A 24,072-nucleotide genomic window follows, 5' to 3' on the forward strand; every position below is an offset into this window, starting at 1 on the left:
CGGGCGTGTCCTCAGGCTGCAGCCACCGGGTAGGTGCCCAGCACCTTGTAGAAGGCGCTCAGGCTCTGCAGCTCGGCCAAGGCCTTGGCCATGTTGGGCTGGGCGGGGTGGCCTTCCAGGTCGATGTAGAAGTAGTACTCCCACTGGCCGGTGCGGGCCGGGCGCGATTCAAAACGCGTCATGGAGACGCCGTGCGTCTTCAGCGGAACCAGCAGATCGTGCACGGCGCCGGGGCGGTTGGGCACGGAAATCACGAGGCTGGTGCAGTCCTTGCCCGTGGGGGCCGGGGTGGCCAGGGTGTGTGGCAGGCAGATGACGGCAAAGCGCGTGCGGTTGTAGGCGTCGTCCTGGATGGCGTGGCTGACGATGTGCAGGCCAAACTGCTGTGCGGCGCGTTCGCTGCTGATGCCGGCCCAGCCGGGGTTCAGCGCCGCGAGCCGGGCGCCTTCGGCGTTGCTGTCGACCGGGCGGCGTTCGGCGTGGGGCAGGTGCTTGGATAGCCAGGCGTGGCACTGTGCCAGGGCCTGGGGGTGGGCCGCCACCACCTCGATGCCGTCGAGCGTGTTGCTGGAGCGCAGCAGGTTGTGGCGGATCAGCATGCTCACTTCGCCCACGATGTGGCAAGGCGAGTTGCGGAACATGTCCAGGGTGCGGTTGACCACGCCCTCGGTTGAGTTTTCCACGCCCACCACGCCGTACTGGGCGCTGCCGGCGGCGGTGGCATGGAACACTTCTTCAAAGGTGTTGCAGTACAGGAAGTCGGCGGCGCCGCCAAAGTACTGCACCGCGGCCTCTTCGCAGAAGGTGCCTTCGGGGCCGAGCACGGCCACACGCTGGGGCGATTCCAGCGCCAGGCAGGCGGACATGATTTCGCGCCAGATGGCGGCCACATGCGCACCCTTCAGCGGGCCGGGGTTGTGGGTCTTGATCTTTTCAATGACTTGGGCCACGCGGTCGGGGCGGAAGAAGGTGGAGCCTTCCAGCTTCTTCAGGTCACCCACTTGCTCGGCCACGCGCGCGCGCTGGTTGACCAGCTCCAGCAATTGCTTGTCCAGGCTGTCGATTTCGTTGCGCAGCTTCAGCAGCTCGGGGCTGGCTTGGGGTTCTGTGCTCATGGCATCCTCAAAATGCAAAAGCCGCCTGTACGCATGCAGGGAACAAACGTTTGCCGCAGAGTGTTGCGGCAAATCGTGGTGCTGCACGCACCGGCGGCTTGTTTCTTATCTGTGCTGGGTGGTGGAGGTCAGGCGTCAGGCGCTGGTGCGCTCGAATTCACGCATGTAGTCGACCAGTGCCTGCACGCCCGCCAGCGGCATGGCGTTGTAGATGCTGGCGCGCATGCCGCCCACGGACTTGTGGCCCTTGAGCTGGAGCAGGCCGCGTGCCTTGGCGCCGGCCAGGAAGGCGTCGTTGCGGCTTTCGTCACGCAGCAGGAACGGCACATTCATGCGCGAGCGGTAGGCCTTGTCGACCTTGTTCACGTACAGCTGCGAGGCATCGATGTAACCGTACAGCAACTCGGCCTTGGCGATGTTGCGCGCCTCCATGGCGGCCACGCCGGTCAGGCTGCCTTCGGTCTGGCGCTGGAGCCATTGGAAGGTGAGACCTGCCATATAGATGCCCCAAGTGGGCGGCGTGTTGAACATGCTTTGGTTGTCCGCTACGGTCTTGTAGTCGAACGCCGTGGGGCAGACCGGCAGGGCGCGGCCCAGCAGGTCTTCGCGCACGATGACGATGGTCAGGCCGGCCGGGCCGATGTTCTTTTGCGCGCCGCCAAAAGCCAGGCCCACGCGGCTCCAGTCCACCGGGCGCGAGGCCACGTGCGAGGAGAAGTCGATCACCAGCGGGGCGTTGCAGCCCAGGGCTTTCAGGTCGGGCAGTTGCTGGAACTCCACGCCGTGGATGGTTTCGTTGCTGCACAGGTGCACATAGGCTGCATCGCTGCCCAGCTTCCAGCTGGCGGCGTCCGGCACGCTGGTGAAGTTGCTGGCTTCGCCGCTGGCGGCCAGGCGGTTGCTGGCGTACTTGCCGGCTTCCTTGAAAGACTTCTGGCTCCAGCTGCCGGTGACCACGAAGTCCACCGCACCGCCTTGCGACAGGTTCAGCGGAACGATGGCGTTTTCGGCCAGGCCGCCGCCTTGCATGAACAGGATTTTGAAGTTGGCGGGCACGGCCAGCAGACTGCGCAGGTCGGCTTCTGCCGCTTCGTAGATGCTGATGAATTCCTTGCCGCGGTGGCTCATTTCCATCACGCCCATGCCGGAGCCTTGCCAGTCCAGCATCTCGGCAGCGGCTTGCTGCAGGACTTCTTCGGGGATGGCGGCGGGGCCGGCGGAAAAGTTGTAAGGGCGCGTCATGGTCGGCTATCAAATCGGGCTGCAGCGCCACGGTAGTCGGCGCAGTCAGCTATCAAAAATGCAATGTTAGGCGAAAAAACACCCCACAGCTTGCGCAGTGGGGTGTGGGGCTTATTCCGCCGAGGGGGCCTCGGGGGTGTCATCGCCTTCGGTGGCTTCCCCGGGGGTGGCTTCCGGGTCGCCTTCGGCGTCGCTGTTGGCGTCGTTTTCGGCAATCCGCTGCAGGCCGCTGAGCTTGGCGCCTTCGTCCAGTGCAATCAGTGTGACGCCCTGGGTGGCGCGGCCCATTTCGCGGATCTCCGCCACCCGGGTGCGCACCAGCACGCCGGTGTCGGTGATCAGCATGATCTCGTCTTCGGTGCCGACCAGGGTGGCGGCCACGACCTTGCCGTTGCGTTCGGACTGCTGGATGGCAATCATGCCCTTGGTGCCGCGGCCGTGGCGGGTGTACTCACCGATGTGGGTGCGCTTGCCGTAGCCGTTTTCGGTGGCGGTCAGCACGCTTTGCGAGCCTTCGGCCACGTTGCCGGTGCCGTCGTCGGCTTCGGCCACCAGCATGGCGATCACGTTTTGCGTGTCGTCGATGTTCATGCCGCGCACGCCACGGGCATTGCGGCCCATGGGGCGGACATCGTTTTCGTCAAAGCGCACCGCCTTGCCGCCGTCAGAGAACAGCATCACGTCGTGCTTGCCATCGGTGAGTGCGGCGCCAATCAGGAAGTCGCCTTCGTCCAGGCCCACGGCAATGATGCCGGCCTTGCGCGGGTTGCTGAACTCTGTCAGCGGCGTCTTCTTGACGGTGCCCATGCTGGTGGCCATGAAGACGTAGTGGTCTTCGGGGAAGCTGCGGTTTTCACCGGTGAGCGGCAGCACCACGTTGATCTTCTCGCCTTCCTGCAGCGGGAACATGTTGACGATGGGGCGTCCGCGCGAGCCGCGCGAGCCTGCAGGCACTTCCCAGACCTTGAGCCAGTACAGGCGGCCACGGTTGGAGAAGCACAGCAGGTAGTCGTGCGTGTTGGCGATGAAGAGCTGGTCGATCCAGTCGTCTTCCTTGGTAGAGGTGGCCTGCTTGCCGCGGCCGCCGCGCTTTTGCGAGCGGTATTCGGACAGCGGCTGGCTCTTGATGTAGCCGGTGTGCGAGAGCGTCACCACCATGTCGGTGGGGGTGATCAGGTCTTCGGTGGACAGGTCTTGCGCGCTGTACTCGATGGTGGAGCGGCGCATGCCCTTCTTGGATTGGCCGAATTCGGTCTTCAGCGTGGTCAGTTCGTCACCGATGATGGTGGACACGCGGGCGGGCTTGGCCAGGATGTCCAGCAGGTCTTCGATGGCGGCCATGATCTCGCGGTATTCGGCGACGATCTTGTCCTGCTCCAGGCCGGTCAGGCGCTGCAGGCGCATTTGCAGGATTTCCTGCGCTTGCGTGTCGGACAGGCGGTACAGACCGTCCTGGCCCAGGCCGAATTCGCGTTCCAGCGATTCCGGGCGGTAGTCGTCGGCATTGACCACCCCGCCGTCTTCGCGGGTGCGGGTGAGCATTTCGCGCACCAGCTTGCTGTCCCAGCTCTTGGCCATCAGCTCGGCTTTGGCCACCGGTGGGGTGGGGGCGTTGCGGATGATGGCAATGAAGTCATCGATATTGGCCAGCGCGACGGCCAGGCCTTCCAGCACGTGGCCCCGGTCGCGCGCCTTGCGCAGCTCGAACACGGTGCGTCGGGTCACCACTTCGCGGCGGTGCTGCAGGAAGACCTGTACCAGATCCTTCAGATTGCACAGCTTGGGCTGGCCGTCGACCAGCGCGACCATATTGACGCCGAAGGTGTCCTGCAGCTGGGTCTGCTTGTACAGATTGTTCAGCACCACTTCGGGCACTTCGCCGCGCTTGAGTTCGATCACCAGGCGCATGCCGGATTTGTCCGACTCGTCCTGGATGTGGCTGATGCCTTCGATCTTCTTTTCGTGCACCAGTTCGGCCATGCGCTCTTGCAGGGTCTTCTTGTTCACCTGGTAGGGGAGCTCATCCACGATGATGGACTGGCGCTGGCCCCGGTCGATGTCTTCAAAGTGCACCTTGGCGCGCATCACCACACGGCCGCGGCCGGTGCGGTAGGCTTCCTTGACACCATTGATGCCGTAGATGATGCCGGCGGTGGGGAAGTCGGGCGCGGGCACGATTTCCATCAGGTCGTCCACGCTGGCTTCCGGATTGCGCAGCAGGTGCAGGCAGGCGTCCACCACCTCGTTGAGGTTGTGCGGCGGAATATTGGTAGCCATGCCCACGGCAATACCGGCCGAGCCGTTCACCAGCAGATTGGGCAGGCGGGCGGGCAGGGTCAGCGGCTCGCTTTCGGAGCCGTCGTAGTTGGGGCCGAAATCAACAGTTTCCTTGTCGATGTCGCCCAGCATTTCGTGTGCGATCTTGGAGAGGCGGATTTCCGTGTAGCGCATGGCAGCGGCGCTGTCGCCGTCCACCGATCCGAAGTTGCCCTGGCCATCGACCAGCATGTGGCGCAGGGAAAAATCCTGGGCCATACGCACGATGGTGTCGTACACGGCGCTGTCGCCGTGGGGGTGATATTTACCAATCACGTCCCCGACGATACGCGCCGATTTTTTGTAGGGGCGGTTCCAGTCGTTATTGAGCTCGTGCATGGCATAGAGCACACGACGATGCACGGGCTTCAGGCCATCGCGCGCATCAGGGAGTGCGCGGCCCACGATCACGCTCATTGCGTAATCGAGGTAACTGCGGCGCATCTCTTCTTCTAGGCTGATGGGAAGTGTTTCTTTGGCAAACTGGGTCATGTACTCTTATACGGTGACGGCGAGGAGCGGTCATTTTAGGGTGAATGGCGTGTTGCTGCCAGGCAACACATGTCCGGTATTAGGCTTTTGTCCTACTGTTGGTGCCCAAGGGCCTTGGCTTTTGCTCTGTTACGTATGGCACAATCAAAACCAGCGTTCTTGGTGATGGTCACTAATGACGTCCTCAATTCCGTGGTCCGGCCACGGCTCAATCCCCAAGAGGAGAACCATGAAGAAACTGAACAAAGTAGCGATGCTGTTCGCAACCGCCGCCCTGGCAACTGCCGCTGGCGCTCAAGTCAAGGCAGCTAACGGTGGCAATGTCATCGACAACTGGCAGAACGGCACGGGCGAACACGTCTGGAAGAACGGCACGAACGAACTGTGCTGGCGCGATGCCAACTGGACGCCTGCTACTGCTGCTGTGGGTTGCGACGGTGCTCTGCAACCCGCTCCTGCTGTGGCTCCTGCTCCCGCTGCTGTTGCTCCCGCTCCCGCTCCCGCTCCCGCCGTGGCTTCGAAGGTGACCTTCGCTGCTGACGCTTTCTTTGACTTCGATAAGGCTGTTCTGAAGCCCGAAGGCAAGGCCAAGCTGGATGACGTGGCCTCCAAGGTCAAGGACATCAACCTGGAAGTCGTGATTGCTGTGGGTCACACCGACTCCATCGGCTCTGACGCTTACAACCAGAAGCTGTCGGTGCGTCGCGCTGAAGCCGTGAAGGCTTACCTGGTGTCCAAGGGCATCGCCAAGGACCGCGTGTACACCGAAGGCAAGGGCGAAAAGCAACCTGTGGCCGACAACAAGACCAAGGAAGGCCGCGCCAAGAACCGTCGCGTGGAAATCGAAGTGGTCGGTACCCGCGCCGCTCAGTAATCTTCGGATTGCCTCTAAAAAGCCCCGGCAACGGGGCTTTTTTTATTCCTGCTGATATGCCCGTGGATGGGTGACAATCTTTCACTATGAGCCAAAGTACCAATGTGGATCCAGCCGAGCTGGAGAAATTTGCCAGCCTGGCCCACCACTGGTGGGATACAGAGAGTGAATTCAAGCCTTTGCACCAGATCAATCCGCTGCGCCTGGCGTGGATTGACGGTCTTGCCTCGCTGAAGGGCAAGCAGGTGCTGGATGTAGGCTGTGGTGGTGGCATCCTGGCCGACTCCATGGCGCGCAAGGAGGCGCAGGTGCTGGGGATCGATCTGGCTACCAAGTCACTGCGCGTGGCGCAGTTGCATGCGTTGGAAGCCGGCACCACGGGCGTGCAATACCGCGAGGTGCCGGTGGAGGTGCTGGCGGAAGAGAAGCCGGGCGCCTTTGATGTGGTGACCTGCATGGAGATGCTGGAGCATGTGCCGGATCCGGCCTCGGTGGTGCGGGCTTGCGGTCAGTTGGTCAAGCCGGGTGGCTGGGTGTTTTTCTCCACCATCAACCGCAATCCCAAGGCGTATGCCTTGGCCATTGTGGCGGCGGAGTATGTGCTCAAGATGCTGCCGCAGGGTACCCATGAATTCGACAAGTTCATCCGCCCCAGCGAGCTGGCGCAATTTGCCATGGATGCGGGCTTGGTCGTTGATTCGGCCAAGGGGATGGAGCACAACCCTTTGACGGGGCGTTACTGGTTGAGTGGCGACACCAGCGTGAACTACCTGCTGGCGACACGCCGGCCCGTCCTGTGATGGCTGTGTCCTGGAATGGCGTGCGCGCCGTGCTGTTTGACCTGGACGGCACGTTGCTGGACAGTGCCCCGGATCTGGCTGCCGCAGCGAATGTATTGCGTCGCGATGCGGGCCTGGATGATTTGCCGCTGTCGCATTACCGGCCTTTTGTGGGCACGGGCGCACGCGGAATGCTGCGCATTGCGCTGGGTCTGCAGCCGGATATGCCAGAGTTCGAGCTGCGCCGCGAAGAGTTCTTTCAAGCCTATGAGGGTTTGCTGATGCAGCATTCGGGCCTGTTTGCCGGAGTGCCGCAGCTGGTGCAGGGGTTGGAGCAGCAAGGCCGTCCCTGGGGCATCGTGACCAACAAGTCCGAGCGCTTTACGCTGCCGATCGCCCGCCGGGAGGCGACGCTGGGTCGGGCGGCAGTGGTGGTCTGTGGTGATACCACCCCACATGCCAAGCCGCATCCGGCACCTTTGCTGCATGCATGTGAGCGTCTGGGCATCTTGCCGGAGCACGCCATCTACGTGGGGGACGATGAGCGGGACATGCAGGCGGCGCGTGCCGCAGGGATGCGCGGTGTGGCTGCGGATTACGGCTATCTGGGCGGCGTGGACAGTACAGCCGGCTGGAATCCGGATGCTGCAATTAAAAATCCCCTGGAGCTCTTGAAGTTGCTGGGTATGGACTAAGATACGGTCTATGGGGCTGTCCTGGTTTCGACGTGGGTTCGGGATCAGCGCGGTGCATGCCGAGCTTGAGTGACGCTCGTAAATCTCCATTCAAAAAACTAACTGCAAACGACGAACGTTTCGCACTCGCCGCTTAATCCGGTGAGCCTTGCAACAGCACGTTGATGGGCTGGGCAAGGGGGTAGAAATACCTCCAGGCTGCAAGGGAATTTACATCAGCTGGTTCTGCGCCGGGTACCTTGGTGTGGAACAAGAAAATAGGGTACTGGCCTTGTTTGCAGCGTGCGCCTGCGCGGCAAACCGGGTGAGATTCAAAACAGAACGCTAAGCATGTAGATCTGTCTGACGAAGGCTTGCGGACGCGGGTTCAATTCCCGCCAGCTCCACCATACAAGACACCGCCACACACTGGAAAGCCTAGTGTGTGGCGGTTTTTTCTTGTCCCATAGGGTCGTGTGGTGTCGCCAAATTCGCACCGATTTCGCACGGGATTCGCACCGATCACTCCCCGCTGACCAGGCGAAGTTCAGCCTTGGGCTTCTGGTGAACTTGTCGTAGGCGCGGACCTCCATCGCTACGACCCCATAGCCTAGGTGCCGGGCCGCCTGCCAACGGTTGGCTCCAGGGGCGATGCAGGGTTGCATCAGATCTGGCATGAGTTCCGGTGCGCAATTGCCGGCCGCTTTGCGATCGCGGCGGCCATGCCGACTTCAGTGTCCGAGCAGCATCGCTTGCTCAGGGCCCAGGCGTATAGAACAACCCCGTTGCTGCGCTAATGAAGCATCTCGGAGCCAAGCTGATTCGGGCGCAAGGGTAGCGTGGGAAAGTGGCATCAAAGACGGATGTCTTTGGCGGGGCTGGATTTTTGCTTTTTTAAAAGTTGATCTTTAGCCCATCCAGCTGACTGATTGCCTTGGTTGGCCCGGTCAAGTCAAAACGCATCACGGTAAAAGATCCACTTTGCACCGGCATGGTGAAATAGAGGATCCCAGATGACAATGCGTTATCCGTTCAAGATAAAGATGACTTCATCTTCTCTGTGACTTCTGGCGCTGGTTTGGGGTGACCAAACAGGAAACCTTGGAACTGAGAGTATCCGATATCAATGAGCATTTCGTGCTGGCTGTGCTCTTCCACGCCCTCAACAATAGCTTCCATTTCTAACAGTTCGGATATTTCAAAAATCTTCTTCAGCAGATTTTTGGAAGATTCATTGGACTTGGCATCTCGAATAAATTGCTTGTCTATCTTTATTTTCTGCACCGGCAATGTCTTGATGATAGAAAGCGATGAGAATCCAGATCCGAAGTCATCAAGAGCCCATTGGACGCCGAAATCTTTAAGTTGCTGGATTTTTAATATCGCTTGCTCGGCATCGATGATCAAGGCTGACTCCGTCAGCTCAAGTTCAATCAGCTCAGGCCTGACCCCGAAATTTTGAACCACTTCGATGACGGTAGCGACGAAATCTTCATCAGCAAGCTGCACCGGACTCACATTGACCGCTATATATTTGTCTTTGAGCGAAGAATCATTTGACCATTCTGCAAGCAAACGACAGGATTGACGTAAAACCTCAAGCCCAATATCACGGATGACAAGGCTCTCTTCGGCCAATGGAATAAATTTATCAGGAGATAAAAGGCCTCGTTCTGGGTGGTTCCATCTTACCAATGCCTCAGCTCCCAAAGGCTTGCCTTTCGCATCCACTTGAACTTGGTAGTGAACCACTATTTCATTTTTTACCACGGCTTGAGCCAGGCTGAATGCGAGATCAACTTTCTCGTTTAAATTTTTGATGTAGATTCTTATTATGGATGCCAGTATCAACGTGGAAAATGTGTAGTTGCTGACGCAACCTATCATTCTAATATTTTCTGGCGGAGAGAAATTGGAAGAATCTATATCAAAAAGTCCTACTCCGAAAGCGGCAAAAAATACCAAACAAAGTCTGGGGAAAATAATTCCCATGTATTTGTCTTTGGGGTTGAATATAAATACAACTCCAATGGCGAGAGGGAGGAAATATACATGGGCAGAGCGCGGAATGTTTTCAAGAGGGCTGTCTATCAAAGATATCAATGTCACTATCAGCAAGAGTGCATGCGCCATTCCTGCAAGATATGCATAACTGAAATTTCTCGCGGAATAATATGAACATATTCCCACAAGAAAAAGCCCAACAAAAATCAGCGCAAGGTCATTTCTGGAATACAAAAAATAACATGCAGCCCAGAATATACCCAAAACCGTACAAGCGATGGTATTGAGCTGCAAAAGGAGCTTGATTTTTATGACTTTATCACTTTGGGGAAATTTTTTCCCCAACCACTCTACCTCTCGGTAGTGGGAGGCTTTTGTATTATATTTATTAGTCAACGTACTTGCGCCTTGTAAATTTAAAGCAGTTGATATTTATTTTTAACAATGAGCGGCGCATTGTAAATTACAATTTGTTTCAATGCATTTGTTTTTGACTATAATTATAGTTGTTTTGATAGTTTGTAATTTTTATAGAAAAATAATTCTATTAATTACTAGCCCGGTGAAGCAGTGGTGGTTCTGATCGGCCGATAAGGCGCACAGTCATTCTGTGGGAGGACTTCATGGGTTTCAACCCATCGCACCAGCATCAAAAAAAAGCCACGCAGCGGTTATGCTGTGTGGCTTGATTTATTGCTCAAACGTTCCAGATGGCTATCAGAGTCAGCTTGTCTTTGGCAGTGCTTTCGGGTGCTGGTAATCCTCGCGGATGAATTTGCCGTAGGTGCGGAACACCATTTCCACGTCCTCGTGCCCCAACTGCTGTGCCACGTACCAGGGGTTGGCGCCGGCAGTCAGCAGCGTTGAGGCGTAGGTGTGCCGGATCTGGTACGGATTGCGGTAGGTTATGCCGGCCCTGGCCATCAGCGGCAGCCAGGCGGTTTTGCGCACCTGAGCATCCGTGGTCCAGGGGAGTAACGTCACTGTGTTGAGCCACACCCGCTTGCCGCGGGCGCCGCTGATGGGCAACTGGCCGCGGAGGGCCTGCATGGCCTCGTCGTTCAAATCCATCTCCCGCTTGCCGGCGGCTGTCTTCGGACCCTTGATGACACCCGCCACTTGGTTCTGGACGATGCGCGCGACGCGCCGCTCCCAGTCAATGTGCTCCCACTCCAGCGCCTGTAACTCTCCAGGCCGAAGGCCCGTGTTGAACCAGAACTGGAAGGTCGGGCGCTCATCGTTTCGGCAAGCGTCGAGGATAGTCATACGCTCGGCGTAGGTGAATGGCCGAACGACGTAGTCACTGGCTTTGGCTGTTTGCCGGATCAGCTTTGCCAATGCAATGCGTTCAAACGGGTTGAATTCGATCACGCCGTCATTCAGTGCATCTTCGAAAACGGAACGCAGAGGGATGAGCGTGTTTCGGATGGCCTTTGAAGTGCAGTCCATCTCGCCAATCTATTCGCGCAGCATGCCGGGGGTGATCTCGGACGCCTGCACATTGTCCCAGTGCCGCATCCGGTCGCCGTTTATCACCTTGGCATAGCCGTTATAGGTGGATTTCGACATCTGCCCGTTTTTGACTTGGCGCTCGTAGGTCTCCAGCTGGTTTTGCAAGAGCGTTCTCATCAGTCCGGCGTTTTTCCTACTGACACCGGCCTTCGGGCTGTCGGGAAAGAATGCGGCGTAGTCGAAGTCACCGGCCTTGATTTTGTCGCGGATGTCTTCTCGCAGAACTGCTGCTCGTTGAATGCTGGACTTGTTGATAGGCCCAGGCGGTAGCATCTCGCGGCACTCTTTGCCCTCGAATGAAAACGCAATTTGAATGCGGTCACCGGTGACAAATCTGCGGATGGTTACGCCGGGTGGTGTTTCGAGCTTTGGTCTTTTATCCATTGGTCTGCTGCTTTGATGTTGACGTAGAGGCGACGGGAAACGACAGCAACCTGCTGGCCGATCTTCCAAGTGCCGGTCTTCTTCCGCTGCTTGACGGTCTCGCGGGTGACGCCTGTCAGCTCTTCGTACTTGCTCGCCAGCACCCATTCGGGGGCACTAGCGGCGGCGGGATTCTCGTGGGTGACCACGGTTGCCTGGTGGGTTGCTCTGTCTCTCATTGACTGCTCCAGAAAAGACAAAGCCCGCCGGGCATGGGCCGGGCGGGCTGGGGTTCAGGGAAATCAGGACAGGCGCAAGTCCTGTGCTCATGCCCCTGGTGGGGCGAGTGTCGCCCCGGCCGAAGCCAGGGCGGCTGGTTTACGGCTTGAATTCCAAGCCGTTGCGCACAGCATCACGCATACGCTGGTCCCGCACATCACCGGGAACCGGCTTGCTGTTGCGATCCTCGATGCTGGTGCTGGACTCCGTGAAGGCTGGGACCTGGCTGCGCTGCACCGTGCCCTTGGGGGCATACGACGGCTGGGCCATGTTGTAGATGGCCGCCAGGGCCAAGGCGGCCAGGAAGATCCAAACCTTGCGCAGCTTGATGCCCAGCAACAGGCCGGCGGCCACCACAAGGTAGGGCAGAAGGTTCAGCAGCAGGATCATTTCAGCTTGACCATTGGGGTGGAGTCGCCCAGGGTGGTGGTGGGCAACTGACCATTCCACTTATCGATCCAGGCGCGCTGATTCTCCAGCTTGCGCAGCTCCAGCACGCGGCCGTCCACCGACTGGGCCAGGACGGCTTGAGCCATGGCTTCAGTTTCCGCCTTCTCTTTTTCGATGGCGCGGTTCAGGCGGGCTTCCTGCAGCTCGCGCTCTAATTGGGCCTTGCTGATGGCCAGCTGAGCCTCTTCCTTCTGGATGGCTTCGCGACGCTCGGCTGCAGAATCCTGGGCGTCGGTGATGATCTTGGGGTACTTGAAGTTCGTGATGCCCACATAGCGCACTGAGAACGGGGTGCGCGCCTCGATCACTTTGCCCAGTTGCAGGCGCAGGTCAGCGTTGATCTTCTCGTTGCTCGAGGCAATTTCGCTGATGCTGAACTTGCTCAGGTACTCGCGCACCTCGGCCTGGATGATCTGGCTGGCGTAGGTGCGGTACACCTGCTCATTGCCAATCACAGAGATATCGCCATCATTGCCTTCAGGGCTGATCGCGTTGAACAGCTCGCCCGTCTTGGCCGGGTTGATGCTCAGCGTGGCGCGCACCGCGACTTCCAGGTTCAACTTGTCCTCGGGAATGAAGATGGACAGAGCTTCCTGGTAGGCCTTGTCCGAGACGTCCAGTAGGACGAGGCGGTCGCAGTAGGCCCAGCACGCGGAGAGGCGGAATTTGGACGTGGGGATCAGGGCCTCCTGGTAGCCGTCCTTGGTCATGATTTTGCCCACATGGGCGGGCGGCACTTCGACCTTGCTGCCGCAGGCGGCCAGGGTCGCCAGGGCAGCAACAGCCAAGAACAGTTTGAGCTTGCGCATAGTTCGCCGCCTCCTTCGCGGCATGAAAAAACCCGCTCGCTGCGGGTGATAAGGGGAAAGGCGGCCGGTGTTATGCGGCCGGGGTGATCAGATAGGCCTCACGGTCCTGACCACGAATCCACACTGGCTCCTTGCCGCGCCCGGTCCAAGTATCACCGGTTTCCGGGTTGCGGTACTTGGCCGGCACAGTGCTGGTGATGCGTGGCTCGGCCTGGCTGGCGTTCGGGCGCGAGAGGGCGGAGGTCAGGCCGTGGCCATCACTCCTTGCAGGTGCTTGATCATCGCCCCCAGGATGTGCGGCACGCTGCCAGCAGGGTAGTGCTTGGCGGCCTTGATCGTCGTGGCCACAAAGCCGAGTTCAGCCAGGCCGGCGGCGTCAACTTTGATGGGCGCAATCAAGGCGTTGATTTGACCCAACGTCATCGTCCGGCCATCGTCGCTCGCTGCTGCAGCAGCACTGGTTTGCGCCGCAGCGATGGCATGCCGCGTGTCGATCTCGGCCACGCCGCTGTCTCGCAGGCCTTTGGCCAGTGAGCTTAGGTCATCCAACAGCGGGCCTGGCAGTTCATCGGCAGAACGTGCTTCATCAATACCGGCCTGCGCCTGAGCTTCGGCCTGAATGAGCTTCTCCCGCATTTCTGCATCGGCGCGCTGCTGCTCCTCCTGGCGAATGATCTCGCGTTCAGCCTCTATCCGCTTGGCCTCGGCCGAGCGATGGTTTCCGATGCGCAGCGCGGCCAGGGCATGGAAGTCCTCTGCGGCTTTGGTGCCCACGGCGGCGAAGTCGGCAAACAGGGCGATCCAGTCGCCGTCCTGTTGCACCAGGTGTGCGCGGTTGGCCACCAAGCGCTGAGCCAGGCCGTTGGCCTGTGCCTTGGCGTTGGTCAGCGCCACAGCTACGGCGTCCTGCATGTTGGCCAGGGACTTTTTGCCCTTGATGGTTTCCGCAAATCCACCTGCCATGCGGGGCAGCCAGTCGGCGCCCAGGCGCTTGTTGAGCGCGGCCACGTGCTGGTCCAGGTCCTGCTGGGCATCGGTCACCACGGCCAGGCGGCGGGCGTCTTTCTCGGCTGCTACCAGCTTCTCGCGTGCCAAGCGGGTGGTGCGCATCAGGTTGGCCAAGTCGCTTGCGGTGCGCGTGAAGGCCTCCACATCGCTGACCTGAGCCAGTGCACCGGTCACGGCCGCCTTCATGGCTTCCTCACCAGACTTCAGGGCTTTGCATTCGGCCTCGGCGTCAGCGAATTCCTGATCGGTGGAGGGCTTTGCCACCATGCCATCGATAAAAGCGCGCACGGCCACAGCCACTTTGTCCAGGTTGGACACTACGACCAGGCTGCCCTGGAGCTGCACTGCCACGGCCGGCAGGCTCTCCACTGGCTCGGCCACCGTAGGGGCCTGGCGCGCGGTGGTGGGGTCAAAGGCCACCACATCCCGCTCCAGCTGTTCCCAGCCGGCCACGATCTGGGCGCGCAGCTGCAGATTGGGTACATACCAGCAGTGGCGTTCCTCAACCAAGGTGCCATCGCTACTCCATGCGCTGGCCATGAACAGGATTCGCTCACAGCCCGAGACCATGGCCTGCTGCTCTATCTGCACCTGGTACTGCTGTGGCAGGTCGACACCGGTGCAGCCTTGGACCATGGCTTCGCGCAGCGTGTTGTTGAGCGTCTTGTGTTCGAACGCCACATCGTTCATGAAGGTGAGGCCATCAAACCATGCGCTGTACTTACCCTCGGTGCCAACACAGGGCGACAGTTCATCCCCGATGATTTCCTCTGCCAGCGGCCGCACCATGGCTTCGAACTGGTGGCCGGCATCAAAGCGCCGCTGGGTGGCTGCGTCCACTTCCTCGCTGATACCGGTGGCGAGCTCTTTGATGATCTGGGCCCGGGTCTTGTGCGGGCTGCAGGCCATCATGGCCGGGGCATCGCTGGCGTTGAAGTGCGCACGGCGGTGGGCGTGCCATTCAGGGGTGCCCTGCACCAGATTCACAATTCGCATGCTCATGGCTGCTCCAGTTGCGCCACGCGGGCATCAAAGATTTCGGTCATGCGCAGACGCTGCGCTTCGTCGGTGATGGCATCGAGCAGGCCGCCCAGCTCGTAGAGCTTGTCCAGGTCGGCACAGGCCTGCAGATCTGCGGCCAGCTTGTCGGGGGCCACCGCAGGGGCGCCGGGCGCGCCCGCTTGCGTGGTGGTGGGCTGCTGGAGCCTGGCCGTCTTGTCGCGCAGCTCTTTCTCCTGCTCAGCTGTGACCTTGCCCTTGCTGCCCAGCCAGGCCAGCGCGTCATCGACGGTTTTGCCCTGGGCGATGCCATCGAGAATCTGCGGCAAGCGCGCAGCCCACTTGTCGGTCGGCCATTCAGCCTGTACCACCTCGGCGGGGCCCATGTGCTTCTGAACTGGCAAAGGGTTGGCCGCCATGTCCTGCAGTTCCTCTGCCACGGGCATGCCGCGCAAAACGTCAGGAAACACGTCGCGCAGCGCAAAGGCACGCGCACGCATCTGGCGCATGCGCTTTGGGTACTGCGTCCACGGGCCTTGCTTGTTGGTCAGCCCAGCCTTTTGCGCATCAGCCATGCTGAAGCTGCGTACCTGCTCAGGCCCACCCTTGCGCTTCACGCGGCAATAGGCTGTATTGCCATCGTCATCTTCGGTGACGTACTCGCAGACGGGGCTGGCCAGGACCAAGGCAATGACCGCATCACCCCACAGTGCCGGCCGGCCGTTGATTACAGCCAGGTTCTGCAGCGACTGCAGAGGCTTGAGCCCCAGCTCAGCACCCCACTGCATGGCGATCAAGCAATTACCCGGTTTGCCCTTGAAGTCCTTGGGCACCAGGTCGCTCTCAGCCAGGTAGTTGGAGAACGTCAGGGCCTGCTCAAAGTTTTGCGGGCTCAGGTCGAACTGTGCGGCAGGGCGAAGGCTGCCTGCAGCCTGCTGGGGGGCGAGCGCATTGCTCATGGGATACCTCGATTCGTGGTGATGGTCAAAAGACGATGGCGGCGGCAGCGGCCAGCGCGAGGGCGCTGATCCCCAGCCACTTGAGCAGGTCCAGAAAATAAGAAGCCCGCAACGAGGCGGGCTGGTGGAGAGGAGCGGTGGTGTTCACGCAGAACCTCGCACACCGGCGGTGGTAATGCCCGCGATGACGCTGCCGGCGCGCAGCAGGCCGGCGGTGTAGGCCGCGTCGCGGGTACTGAAGGTGCCAGCACTAGGCTGCCCGTTCACGATGTAGATGAAGCGCACGGGATCTCCTAAAACTGTGTGGCCGCCAGGGCGGCGACGATGGCCAGGGCCAGAATGAACAAAGCCCGCTTGATGGCGGGCTTCTTCTTGCGGCGCGGCAGGCGCTGGAGTTGGATGGTCGGGCGCATGCTGACTTTCAATCAGAGAAGCCGGCCCGGCGCTCCACCTGGGCGTCGTTGCGTAGGGCCTGGCGGTGCGTGTCGTAGGCGCTAAGGATGGCCTCGTCGATGCTCGGCTCCAGCAGCGGGGCGATGTTCACGCCGCGGTGCCAGATGGCCGAGACAGACAGGTCAAAGTCATCGCCGTAGTGGATCAGTGTGTCCAGCGTGACGCCCTCGACCGTGACCTGAAAGCGTGCAGTGTCGGGCTCATAGGGCGGCAGGCCATTTGCGTCGGAGGGTATGGCGCGCAGTGGGAGTCGAGCGTTCATGCAACCTCCGTTTTGATCTCTTGGACACGGACATCAATCCATCCAGCTTTGGTGGCCAGCTCGGCACATTGCAGAGCTGCATCATTCAAGGTGTATGGCTTGCTACGAACAGGGGAGCGCTTCGCGCTGCGCAGCCAAGCCATCTCGTCAAAGTCTTTGATGTCTTGCCCTCCAACCTTCCGCGCTGATGCCTGCAGGCTTGCATGCGCACCGCGTGCTTCCTCAAGCAGGCCGGGCTTCACGCCGGTCACCCGCCATCCTTTGTGGACAGCTGCGACTTCGCCTTTTGCAGCAGCGCGGCGCAGGCGCTCTTGCTCTTGGCCGTGAGTGCGCATCGCGGCCATTTGGCTTTCAGTGATCTTTTTGCCGAAGCAATTCACAAATGTCAGGCTCATGACGCCTCCAAAAGAAAAGGCCCGTCGAAGCGAGCCGTAGAAATGGAAAAGCCCGCTCTAGGCGGGCAGGGGGAGCTACTATCGGGAGGGGCTACGAATAAATGATAGTAACTATTGAGAAATATAAAAAAATAAATAAACAGAATAAACCCATTGGTGTAATTTTTATTATTTTTTTGGGAGGTATAGATTTGGCGACCGTTTTAGGTATTTTAGATTCCAGTGGCGCAGGCCACGTGTATGCGACTGTTGGGTCGATTGGCGGCCAGGTCTGGAAAGGATAAGCATCTGCGTCGAACTCTAAATCAGCGTCCTGCCTGAGCTCCGTAAGGATTTGCTCTAAGCCAGAATCTCCTGAAACAATATCCCCGTGTCCTTCTGCATAAAACTGACCACCAGTGATCTTCGACAAAATCGCAACTGTTAACGCTTGAGCATAGAAGCTAGAAGGTGACCGGCCGGATGACGTTCTAGTGCAAACTTGGTAGGTGTAGTTATCAACGCTAACTAGCCTGTTCTTGTCATCTGGATTCGCGCCTCCTGGATTCAGAGACACATAGTATCCACACCCAGCTAGTAGCGGAACTCCAGGGTAAGAGCGCTTAATATAAGCTGGGGTCTCTAGGAAATTTAAATACAGCGATTCATCATCATTTTGCTGCAGTAAATTTATATCGGGATGAATTTCTACCTTGAACCCAAGCTCCGAAAATTCTTGAACGACTCTCTTCTCAAGGTCCTGCGTCTCATGCCCGAGAAAACCACATATAACTATGCTCATTTCGACCCTAAGGAGCTTTTGGTCGCCAATTTGAGGAACGAAATATAGCAGCAGATGCTGCTGCCTCCCAAAATGCAGGCACCTCGTGGAAACAAAAGAGAGGGAGGGAGGAGACTCCCCAGGCCCGGCTGTAAACGGGTGATGGCTGCCGTGTGCGCCCCGGCTTTTTCCAACATCTCTGCGGACATGTTGCAGGGAGGGTGCGGACTTTCACCGCGTGCTGGTGGGCAACTACCAGTCACACCATCAAGAAAGCCCCGGGGCTTGCTTCATGGCCTTGCAGTGGCCCTGCGAGAGAGTGGCGGTGCTCAGTTCACTGGCTTGAACAGATGCGCTGAATCAGTCTCAAGCGTGACCTCCGGACAACATTTGCGCTTGTCTTGCCGCACGTCAAGTCGGACCATTGCGGCCGCTGATAGCGGGATCACAATCGAGGATAGAGGCTTGATAGGCAGTGGATATCTCTTGTCGTACGCTTGCCTCACATCAACAACAGCAAACTGACGGGACCCATCTTGAGCAATCATGGTTCGCATATGAAGAGCATCCGTTTTGTTGACCGTCTGATAGATGGAGTGGTAACAAGTCTCATTCGGTCTAGGCAGCTTTTGCTTAAAACTGTTGTCGGCGTTTTTCTAATTGCTTCCATACTTATAGCGTCCACTTGGCATAACCTGCGCGAGTCGCGTGATTACCACGTTCAACGTGGCGTGGACGCCTCCATCAATCAGGCCCGCTTGTTGAGCTACGAGCTCAACACCGAGATGCGGCTGATCGATAACGCACTATCGACTATTGCGCACGAATTCCATCAGGCCGGGGCAACTGCACAAACATTTGAATCGGCCATGACCAACCAGGCTGCTTTGCTTCCCTTCTCCAAAGCAGTGCGTGTGGCCGATGCCAATGGCATGGTGCGCCTGGGCCTTTTGCCAAATGAGCAGCCTTTTTCGATTGCGGACCGGGCCTACTTTGAAGAGGTCAAACGCTCTGACAAGATGGTCATCTCAGAGCCTTTGGTCAGCCACTCGTTTAAAGAATGGAGCGTGGTTCTTAGCCGAAGGCTGGAGGGTGAAAACGGTACCTTCAAGGGTGCTGTGTTCGTCGTCCTGGATGTAGAGCATTTCCGCAAACTTTTCCAGAAACTGACCCCTGGCGAAGACAGCGCAACCACTCTACGCTCGGCCGAAGGCCGTTTGGTGGCCCGTTACTCGCAAGCAGATCCAACCTCGCATATTGGCGTTGGAGGCACGCTGACCTCTACCGCGCTGAAGCAAACGGTGCGCCGTAACCCAGATCATGGCTGGTTCATTACGCCAACTGCGCTGGACGGCATTGAACGCATAACGGCTTACCAACGTCTTTCCTCCCCGTATTCGCTGACGGTCTACACCGGCATCAGCACCGAAAGCTACCTGCGACCTTGGCGAAGCGAAGCTGTACGGGTCTGGAGCCTGACGGGGCTTTGCGTGCTGCTCATGGCGCTTGGTGCAGGGAGCCTGTTTCTGCATCAGCAGCGAGAGCTGACTGACAAGTTGCGCAATGCAGAGTTGCTGAAAGAGCAGAACTTCTTTGTCGAAAATGACTTGATCGGCATGATCAAAGTGCGCGACCGGAAAATACTCTGGGCCAACAAGGCCATGGCACGCATGCTGGGAAAGCACGTGTCTGATTTGAACCAGCAATCCAAGCTTTGCATCTATCCAGACAAAGAAACATATGAGCAAATCGGGCGACTGTCCAGCGAAGCGCTAAGTCATAACAAGCACTTCCGCACAGAGGTGCAGTTGAAAAAAAGCAATGGTCAAACCTTCTGGGTGGACGCCAATGCCGCGCAAATCACGGAAACGGATACTGTGTGGATTTTTGTGGATGTTGACGCCCACAAAAAGCTCCAGCAAGAGACCGAGCACCAAGCCACCCACGATGCGTTGACGGGCCTGGCCAACCGTCGGCTTATGGTCATGCAGATGGAGCGCTTCATTGCACTTGCCAACCGCCACCTGAGCTCAGTTGCCGTTTGCTTTATCGATCTGGACGGGTTCAAGGCTGTCAACGACACCTACGGGCACGATGCCGGCGATATCGTTTTGCAGACCGTAGCCAAACGATTGAAGGGGGCAGTGCGTGAATACGATTGTGTTGCACGCCTTGGAGGCGACGAGTTTGTCGTTGTGCTGACTGGGCGTAACGATCGCGAAAGCGTTGTACACACTATGCAGCGCTGCCTGCAGGAGGTACTGGTTCCTATTGTGGTGGAAGACATTCATACAACCAAAGTGGGATGCAGCATCGGTATTGCCTACTATGAATTTGATAACGAGTCATGCGATTCGTTAATTGAGCGCGCTGATGAAGCCATGTATGTGGCAAAGCACGCAGGCAAAGGGCGCGTCATCGAATCGAACAGACGGCCGCTTGGTGAGAACCCAAATGAGAATTCGACAGCTGCCACATAGCGCTGCAAAAGGGTGATGGCTGCCGTGTACGCCCCGGTTCTTTTTGCACTCAGCCACGAGAGACGCTGACTTCCACGGCTTGCTGGTGGGCAACTACCAGTCACGCCATCAAGGAAGCCACTGGGCTTGCTTCATGGCCCTGCATGCGCTCCAGGAGGCGGCGTTTAATGCCCGCATGGCTACTGAGTTACGATTTCTTTTTAATTACCGCTAGCCGCAGCTTTAAGCCCGATTTTTGAGGCTCTGGCAAAGGGGGGGCACCAGCAATCATCGGTCTTGGCGGTAGCTCGGAAATTGGCCGAGTAAATATTAGCCCAATATCACGCCAAAATTCAATATTTAACTTATATGCAAGTAGTGAGAACATATAGACCTCCGGTCTATTTCGGCTGCAATTTGGGGACCGCCTTGTCCCCACCTTATTTTCTAGTCAAATGTGCAGCCGACTATTTTGAACACATCTACTTTTCGCGTTTTCACTGTTTGCCGTAAATGGAGCCATTTTGTGGGAATTAGCCCCCTAGGTCGTCGGCTTCAAAAAAGTGAGAGTCCGACTTGGAATCACAACTTAGCGCAGAGGCTGGTCAGGTTGTTCTTGCCCTGGCTGCGGCTGGTTGGGGTTCGTTTGCTGCTGATCGGGTTGCTGCTGCCCGGGCTGGATCTGGTTGGGATTTTTTTGTTGTTCACCCGGATTCGGTTGATTCAATTGCTCACTCATTACCGCTGCTCCTATTAAGGCCAATCGAAGGATTGACCTAACCTATTATGGCCATTTAAAGAGTGAGGTGATGTAGGACAAGTAGTAGAGTAAAGCACTATATCGTAAGTAGACGCTACCAAAAATTAATTTAGGGATGCGCGAATTCGCTGCATGCAGTCCACTAATGGATCATTTCTTTGAAGTTCAACGGACGTGTTGGCATGCACTTGCAAGTCGGTAATTATCTGATCAATTTGTAAGAGTGCTAGTGCCATGTCGGGATGGCCATCTAAAACACAATCGAGAATCAGCCTTAACGAATTGGCTTCTAGCTGCAGGGGAGCAGATATCGCAATGCTGACGCTAGACATGGTTCCTACCTTAGCATTCAAAGTATTTAGCAGATGCTGGCTTATAACTAACTTTGTTGTTTTTCTTTCACGCCAGGCTCTTTCTCTCTGTCCCCTTGCTGGCGCTCTACTTTTTCATGTGGCTCCGGTGCGTCCTGTCTTACAGGCGCAGGCGAAGTAGGCGGAGCGACAGGCTCGGATTTCACCGGTGTTTTCGTCTCAATCATGGTTTTGCCTCCACGCTTTCCAAGAAGATCAAAAGCCCGCTTAAAGCGGGCTCATTAACTGCTGACCCTGAAGGCCGTGCAGTGCCCCCGAAAACCGAGGCGTTAGCAACTTGATTGCTTATTTGTGCTGCCCACTTGGCTTTTGGGCTGGCTGGCCTTGTTGAGGGGTCTTGGGGGAGGACTGTTCGGCTTGGCCGGGTTTTTTGCTCGGGGTCTGGCCGGGTTGTTGGTTGGACTGAGTCATTTGGATATTCCTTAACCATTTGCAGCGCATCGGGATGACTTGCTGCATCTTCACAATGAGGCTTTAGGGATAACCACGCTGTACCAATGCGTTACGGCCTAAGCCTTCGAGGATCAATAGTCCTCTTCTGCAGTTTTCTCGCGCTGCAGTTTGCGGACCTTTTTTATGGTTACTTTGGGTTGTTTGCTCGGGTCGACAAGCATGGTCAGTACATGCCAGTTCGGCTCGAACACATAGTCGTCACTCGAAGCTGTGTGACTGTCAAAGTCTGGTAGTTGGGGCAATCTGTCGCCTAAATAGGCTGCAGATTTCGAGGGGGGTGACATTTAGACCTCCGGTCTATCAAGGCGGATCAGGGCTGATCGCCTTTCTTCAGGGTACTCTCTTTCAGGAGCAAAAACCGTTCTGAGAGAATACTTACATTGTTCACCCCCAGGGCCCGTAGCGCCTTTGGTGAGCGGGCCCTGGTCTTCGCCCTGGTGTTGCTAAGGGTAAGGCGTTGCACCAGATGGCTTTTTCCCCTTTTTCCGCGCTGTGTCGACCATGCTTGGTGCTCCCCAGGAGGGAGGGGCGCGCGGACCACCTCGATCGCGACCAGTGGCAGTTGCCCCTTGACTTCCAGCACCACAGACTGCACCGCTTATCTGAGGAGTTGCCATGCGCACAGGACATGACAAGGTGGATTGGTCCAAAGCCCCAAGGCTTGCGCGTTGGTGGGCTATCAACCAGGACGGGGTTGCACACTGGTACTGCGCGCCAGACATTGCTTGTTACTCGAGCTTCTGGTTCTCTGATGCGGTGCCAGCTCCCGCATTCAATTTCCGTGGCGACTACAAGAAGTCTCTGACTTCGCGGCCAGAACGGCGTACTTATTTTTGAAAATTTGCCTTGGGATTTTTGCCCGCTTCACCTTCTAGCGCACGGCTGCAGAAAACGATGCAGGCAAACGCTCAGGCCACAGCAAGGCATAAAAAAGCCCGCGACTTGCGGGCTATGCAGGAAGTGTGTGAACTTTAAATAGCGAACGATGCGCGGTCTTTGTCGGCAATCCACTTCGGGGGTTTGCCGCGGCCAGTCCAGGTCGCACCGGTAGCTGGGTCGCGGTACTTGGGGGCCACAGTTCCACGGGGGCCGGTTGCGGCTTTCTTGCCACCAAACACATCGTCAGCAGTCAAGCCGTATTGCGCCACCAGTTCACGCGCTTGCTTCACCGCGTGGGCCAGTTCGGTTTTACGCGCCTCGGCGATCTTGGCTTCCAGTTCGGCTTTTTGTTGAAGCAGGCTTTTGTAGGTGCTCATGTTGGAGATCCCCTTGTTTGAGAGTTTGCAGTTGCCGTTAGAGAGCTGCGCGTATTGCTCGCGCTTGGGCTTTGCCTTGTGTGCCTTCACCTAAGAAGCAGTGCCCATTCAGTGATTCTTAATATTATTAAAAATTCTTTAACTTGTGAAATGTAGGGCATTCCATAACAAATCGTTCACCAAACCAGAGTATTTGCTTGACAAGTGCTCTGGTTTGGCCCGGGTCACCCCGGGCGGACGGTTGCTGGAATTAGGCCGGAGTGCACAAAGCAGGGTGCGTTTTGAACGGCTTCGCGTCCTTGGCATCCGGCTGTACGGTCACCCACAAGCCCTTGGTGGTTTCGATGATCTCCTGCACTTAGCCGGCAATCGTGGCGGTGCCACGGATAGTACGAGCTTTCACAGATTGGCCTTTTTTCAGTTGAGTCACGGTTGAGTTTCAAATTGCAGGGGAGGGCCGCCCTGCTATCGGCGTAAAAAAGCCAAGCGCTCTCTGGTGAAAGGGCTTGGCTTTTCCCCGGTGGCCCGGGTGAATGGGCTACCGCGCGTCCTTGGCTATCGATACCTGCTGTCCCAGGTGCAGGCGTGCGCGGCGGCTGGCATATCCCGAAGAGGGCCGGTACCAGCGTCCTGATTAACCGCTCAAGCGGGCGAGGGGCATGCTGTTTTAATCTGGCCCAGCTGGGCCTGGCTCGCGAGTGTTGGTTCTCGCGCCACCTGTCTTTTGCTTTCTGCCGACAGATCACAGGGGCAGGGCCTTTGGGCCTGTTCATCCGGCTCGGCTGATGTGATTGAGAGAGCGGGCAGGACGGCCATTCCCTGCTATGACACTGATTGCCGTGCCTCACAAGTCCATGAGCCCGCGCAATTGCGCCGCCTGGTCATGTCCTTAAGTCTTCCCCCGGTCTTTTCATCCCCGGGCATTTCGGCTGTGGTGCACCCCGTTGCATGTTTCCAGTACTTCGGTGCCGCCGCCTCTCTCAATCACACCAGCTGCTTTTTAAAGACCCGAGGTGCTGGCTCGATCA

General features: G+C 57.9%; 23 protein-coding genes and 1 other RNA gene. 5 read left to right on the forward strand and 19 right to left on the reverse strand.

Annotated features, from left to right (window positions below):
- Positions 1-11: 11 nt before the first annotated feature.
- The 3 genes from pheA to gyrA form a co-directional block, all read right to left on the reverse strand.
- Positions 12-1,115 (reverse strand): prephenate dehydratase, encoded by a 1,104-nt coding sequence (gene pheA / locus CT3_RS09430; RefSeq protein ID WP_066535995.1) that lies wholly within the window; start codon positions 1,113-1,115, stop codon positions 12-14.
- A 135-nt stretch (positions 1,116-1,250) separates the two neighbouring features.
- Positions 1,251-2,357 carry a 3-phosphoserine/phosphohydroxythreonine transaminase gene (gene serC, locus CT3_RS09435; RefSeq protein WP_066534520.1) on the reverse strand — a complete coding sequence of 369 codons (1,107 nt, stop codon included), beginning with the start codon at positions 2,355-2,357 and terminating at the stop codon, positions 1,251-1,253.
- A 111-nt stretch (positions 2,358-2,468) separates the two neighbouring features.
- Complete coding sequence (gene gyrA / locus CT3_RS09440) at positions 2,469-5,165, reverse strand: DNA gyrase subunit A (RefSeq protein WP_066534517.1); 2,697 nt, start codon at positions 5,163-5,165, stop codon at positions 2,469-2,471.
- A gap of 229 nt (positions 5,166-5,394) precedes the next feature.
- On the opposite strand from gyrA, the gene ompA reads away from it, so the two are divergent.
- The 4 genes from ompA to ssrA all read left to right on the forward strand — a co-directional run bounded on the left by ompA (position 5,395) and on the right by ssrA (position 7,902).
- Positions 5,395-6,039 carry an outer membrane protein OmpA gene (gene ompA, locus CT3_RS09445; protein WP_066534514.1) on the forward strand — a complete coding sequence of 215 codons (645 nt, stop codon included), beginning with the start codon at positions 5,395-5,397 and terminating at the stop codon, positions 6,037-6,039.
- Between the two features lie 86 nt (positions 6,040-6,125).
- On the forward strand, positions 6,126-6,839 hold the full coding sequence (ubiG, locus tag CT3_RS09450) for a bifunctional 2-polyprenyl-6-hydroxyphenol methylase/3-demethylubiquinol 3-O-methyltransferase UbiG (protein ID WP_066534512.1): 714 nt from the start codon (positions 6,126-6,128) through the stop codon (positions 6,837-6,839).
- Complete coding sequence (locus CT3_RS09455) at positions 6,839-7,513, forward strand: HAD-IA family hydrolase (RefSeq protein ID WP_066534509.1); 675 nt, start codon at positions 6,839-6,841, stop codon at positions 7,511-7,513. Before ubiG ends, CT3_RS09455 begins: the two co-directional genes overlap by 1 nt.
- 12 nt (positions 7,514-7,525) lie before the next feature.
- Positions 7,526-7,902: a transfer-messenger RNA gene (gene ssrA / locus CT3_RS09460) on the forward strand.
- A 622-nt stretch (positions 7,903-8,524) separates the two neighbouring features.
- Here ssrA and CT3_RS09465 read toward each other — a convergent pair.
- The 14 genes from CT3_RS09465 to CT3_RS09515 form a co-directional block, all read right to left on the reverse strand.
- On the reverse strand, positions 8,525-9,892 hold the full coding sequence (locus CT3_RS09465; protein ID WP_066534506.1) for a putative bifunctional diguanylate cyclase/phosphodiesterase: 1,368 nt from the start codon (positions 9,890-9,892) through the stop codon (positions 8,525-8,527).
- Between the two features lie 327 nt (positions 9,893-10,219).
- Positions 10,220-10,867, reverse strand: a complete 648-nt coding sequence (locus CT3_RS21260) for a site-specific integrase (RefSeq protein ID WP_227657876.1) — start codon at positions 10,865-10,867, stop codon at positions 10,220-10,222.
- Positions 10,868-10,954: 87 nt separating this feature from the next.
- Positions 10,955-11,392: an Arm DNA-binding domain-containing protein gene (locus tag CT3_RS21265; RefSeq protein WP_225608582.1), complete on the reverse strand. Its 438-nt coding sequence runs from the start codon at positions 11,390-11,392 to the stop codon at positions 10,955-10,957.
- Positions 11,353-11,610, reverse strand: coding sequence for an excisionase (locus CT3_RS09475; RefSeq protein WP_098066135.1), 258 nt, complete (start codon positions 11,608-11,610; stop codon positions 11,353-11,355). Before CT3_RS09475 ends, CT3_RS21265 begins: the two co-directional genes overlap by 40 nt.
- Before the next feature lie 139 nt (positions 11,611-11,749).
- The gene (locus CT3_RS09480) at positions 11,750-12,040 is read right to left on the reverse strand and encodes a hypothetical protein (RefSeq protein ID WP_066534503.1); all 291 of its coding nucleotides are present in this window, start codon (positions 12,038-12,040) and stop codon (positions 11,750-11,752) included.
- Positions 12,037-12,909, reverse strand: coding sequence for an SPFH domain-containing protein (locus CT3_RS09485; RefSeq protein ID WP_083520339.1), 873 nt, complete (start codon positions 12,907-12,909; stop codon positions 12,037-12,039). Before CT3_RS09485 ends, CT3_RS09480 begins: the two co-directional genes overlap by 4 nt.
- 70 nt (positions 12,910-12,979) lie before the next feature.
- Positions 12,980-13,096 (reverse strand): H-NS family nucleoid-associated regulatory protein, encoded by a 117-nt coding sequence (locus CT3_RS09490; RefSeq protein ID WP_376784333.1) that lies wholly within the window; start codon positions 13,094-13,096, stop codon positions 12,980-12,982.
- Positions 13,097-13,152: 56 nt separating this feature from the next.
- On the reverse strand, positions 13,153-14,919 hold the full coding sequence (locus CT3_RS09495) for a YqaJ viral recombinase family protein (protein ID WP_066534500.1): 1,767 nt from the start codon (positions 14,917-14,919) through the stop codon (positions 13,153-13,155).
- The gene (locus CT3_RS09500) at positions 14,916-15,875 is read right to left on the reverse strand and encodes a recombinase RecT (RefSeq protein WP_066534499.1); all 960 of its coding nucleotides are present in this window, start codon (positions 15,873-15,875) and stop codon (positions 14,916-14,918) included. The genes CT3_RS09495 and CT3_RS09500 overlap by 4 nt, the downstream gene beginning before the upstream one ends.
- A gap of 25 nt (positions 15,876-15,900) precedes the next feature.
- Positions 15,901-16,023, reverse strand: a complete 123-nt coding sequence (locus CT3_RS21270; RefSeq protein WP_255503228.1) for a hypothetical protein — start codon at positions 16,021-16,023, stop codon at positions 15,901-15,903.
- The gene (locus tag CT3_RS21275; protein WP_172591815.1) at positions 16,020-16,160 is read right to left on the reverse strand and encodes a hypothetical protein; all 141 of its coding nucleotides are present in this window, start codon (positions 16,158-16,160) and stop codon (positions 16,020-16,022) included. The genes CT3_RS21270 and CT3_RS21275 overlap by 4 nt, the downstream gene beginning before the upstream one ends.
- Positions 16,161-16,296: 136 nt before the next feature.
- A complete protein-coding gene (locus CT3_RS09505; protein ID WP_066534497.1) occupies positions 16,297-16,590 on the reverse strand; it encodes a hypothetical protein in 294 nt (97 codons plus the stop codon).
- Positions 16,587-16,985: a hypothetical protein gene (locus tag CT3_RS09510; protein WP_066534495.1), complete on the reverse strand. Its 399-nt coding sequence runs from the start codon at positions 16,983-16,985 to the stop codon at positions 16,587-16,589. The genes CT3_RS09505 and CT3_RS09510 overlap by 4 nt, the downstream gene beginning before the upstream one ends.
- Before the next feature lie 91 nt (positions 16,986-17,076).
- Entirely contained in the window at positions 17,077-17,766 is a 690-nt protein-coding gene (locus CT3_RS09515; protein ID WP_127446200.1) for a hypothetical protein, read from the reverse strand.
- A 536-nt stretch (positions 17,767-18,302) separates the two neighbouring features.
- On the opposite strand from CT3_RS09515, the gene CT3_RS09520 reads away from it, so the two are divergent.
- On the forward strand, positions 18,303-20,225 hold the full coding sequence (locus tag CT3_RS09520) for a diguanylate cyclase domain-containing protein (protein ID WP_066534491.1): 1,923 nt from the start codon (positions 18,303-18,305) through the stop codon (positions 20,223-20,225).
- Positions 20,226-20,793: 568 nt separating this feature from the next.
- Here the strand turns inward: CT3_RS09520 and CT3_RS21280 are convergent.
- Positions 20,794-20,943 carry a hypothetical protein gene (locus tag CT3_RS21280; protein WP_172591814.1) on the reverse strand — a complete coding sequence of 50 codons (150 nt, stop codon included), beginning with the start codon at positions 20,941-20,943 and terminating at the stop codon, positions 20,794-20,796.
- A 1,816-nt stretch (positions 20,944-22,759) separates the two neighbouring features.
- Positions 22,760-23,044 carry an H-NS histone family protein gene (locus tag CT3_RS09530; RefSeq protein ID WP_066534489.1) on the reverse strand — a complete coding sequence of 95 codons (285 nt, stop codon included), beginning with the start codon at positions 23,042-23,044 and terminating at the stop codon, positions 22,760-22,762.
- Positions 23,045-24,072 lie beyond the last annotated feature (1,028 nt).

This window comes from Comamonas terrigena NBRC 13299 (genome assembly GCF_006740045.1).
GTDB classification, from domain to species: domain Bacteria; phylum Pseudomonadota; class Gammaproteobacteria; order Burkholderiales; family Burkholderiaceae_C; genus Comamonas; species Comamonas terrigena.

Bases quoted from the DNA above. Each gene is read 5' to 3' on its own strand.
- serC (WP_066534520.1), bottom strand. From the start codon at position 2,357: ATGACGCGCCCTTACAACTTTTCCGCCGGCCCCGCCGCCATCCCCGAA.
- CT3_RS09475 (WP_098066135.1), bottom strand. From the start codon at position 11,610: ATGAGAGACAGAGCAACCCACCAGGCAACCGTGGTCACCCACGAGAAT.
- CT3_RS09515 (WP_127446200.1), bottom strand. From the start codon at position 17,766: ATGAGCATAGTTATATGTGGTTTTCTCGGGCATGAGACGCAGGACCTT.
- CT3_RS09495 (WP_066534500.1), bottom strand. From the start codon at position 14,919: ATGAGCATGCGAATTGTGAATCTGGTGCAGGGCACCCCTGAATGGCAC.
- CT3_RS09520 (WP_066534491.1), top strand. From the start codon at position 18,303: ATGAAGAGCATCCGTTTTGTTGACCGTCTGATAGATGGAGTGGTAACA.
- ubiG (WP_066534512.1), top strand. From the start codon at position 6,126: ATGAGCCAAAGTACCAATGTGGATCCAGCCGAGCTGGAGAAATTTGCC.
- CT3_RS09505 (WP_066534497.1), bottom strand. From the start codon at position 16,590: ATGAACGCTCGACTCCCACTGCGCGCCATACCCTCCGACGCAAATGGC.
- CT3_RS21280 (WP_172591814.1), bottom strand. From the start codon at position 20,943: ATGAGTGAGCAATTGAATCAACCGAATCCGGGTGAACAACAAAAAAAT.
- pheA (WP_066535995.1), bottom strand. From the start codon at position 1,115: ATGAGCACAGAACCCCAAGCCAGCCCCGAGCTGCTGAAGCTGCGCAAC.
- CT3_RS09480 (WP_066534503.1), bottom strand. From the start codon at position 12,040: ATGATCCTGCTGCTGAACCTTCTGCCCTACCTTGTGGTGGCCGCCGGC.
- CT3_RS09510 (WP_066534495.1), bottom strand. From the start codon at position 16,985: ATGAGCCTGACATTTGTGAATTGCTTCGGCAAAAAGATCACTGAAAGC.
- CT3_RS09500 (WP_066534499.1), bottom strand. From the start codon at position 15,875: ATGAGCAATGCGCTCGCCCCCCAGCAGGCTGCAGGCAGCCTTCGCCCT.
- CT3_RS21265 (WP_225608582.1), bottom strand. From the start codon at position 11,392: ATGGATAAAAGACCAAAGCTCGAAACACCACCCGGCGTAACCATCCGC.
- CT3_RS09530 (WP_066534489.1), bottom strand. From the start codon at position 23,044: ATGAGCACCTACAAAAGCCTGCTTCAACAAAAAGCCGAACTGGAAGCC.
- CT3_RS09455 (WP_066534509.1), top strand. From the start codon at position 6,839: ATGGCTGTGTCCTGGAATGGCGTGCGCGCCGTGCTGTTTGACCTGGAC.
- ompA (WP_066534514.1), top strand. From the start codon at position 5,395: ATGAAGAAACTGAACAAAGTAGCGATGCTGTTCGCAACCGCCGCCCTG.
- gyrA (WP_066534517.1), bottom strand. From the start codon at position 5,165: ATGACCCAGTTTGCCAAAGAAACACTTCCCATCAGCCTAGAAGAAGAG.
- CT3_RS09485 (WP_083520339.1), bottom strand. From the start codon at position 12,909: ATGCGCAAGCTCAAACTGTTCTTGGCTGTTGCTGCCCTGGCGACCCTG.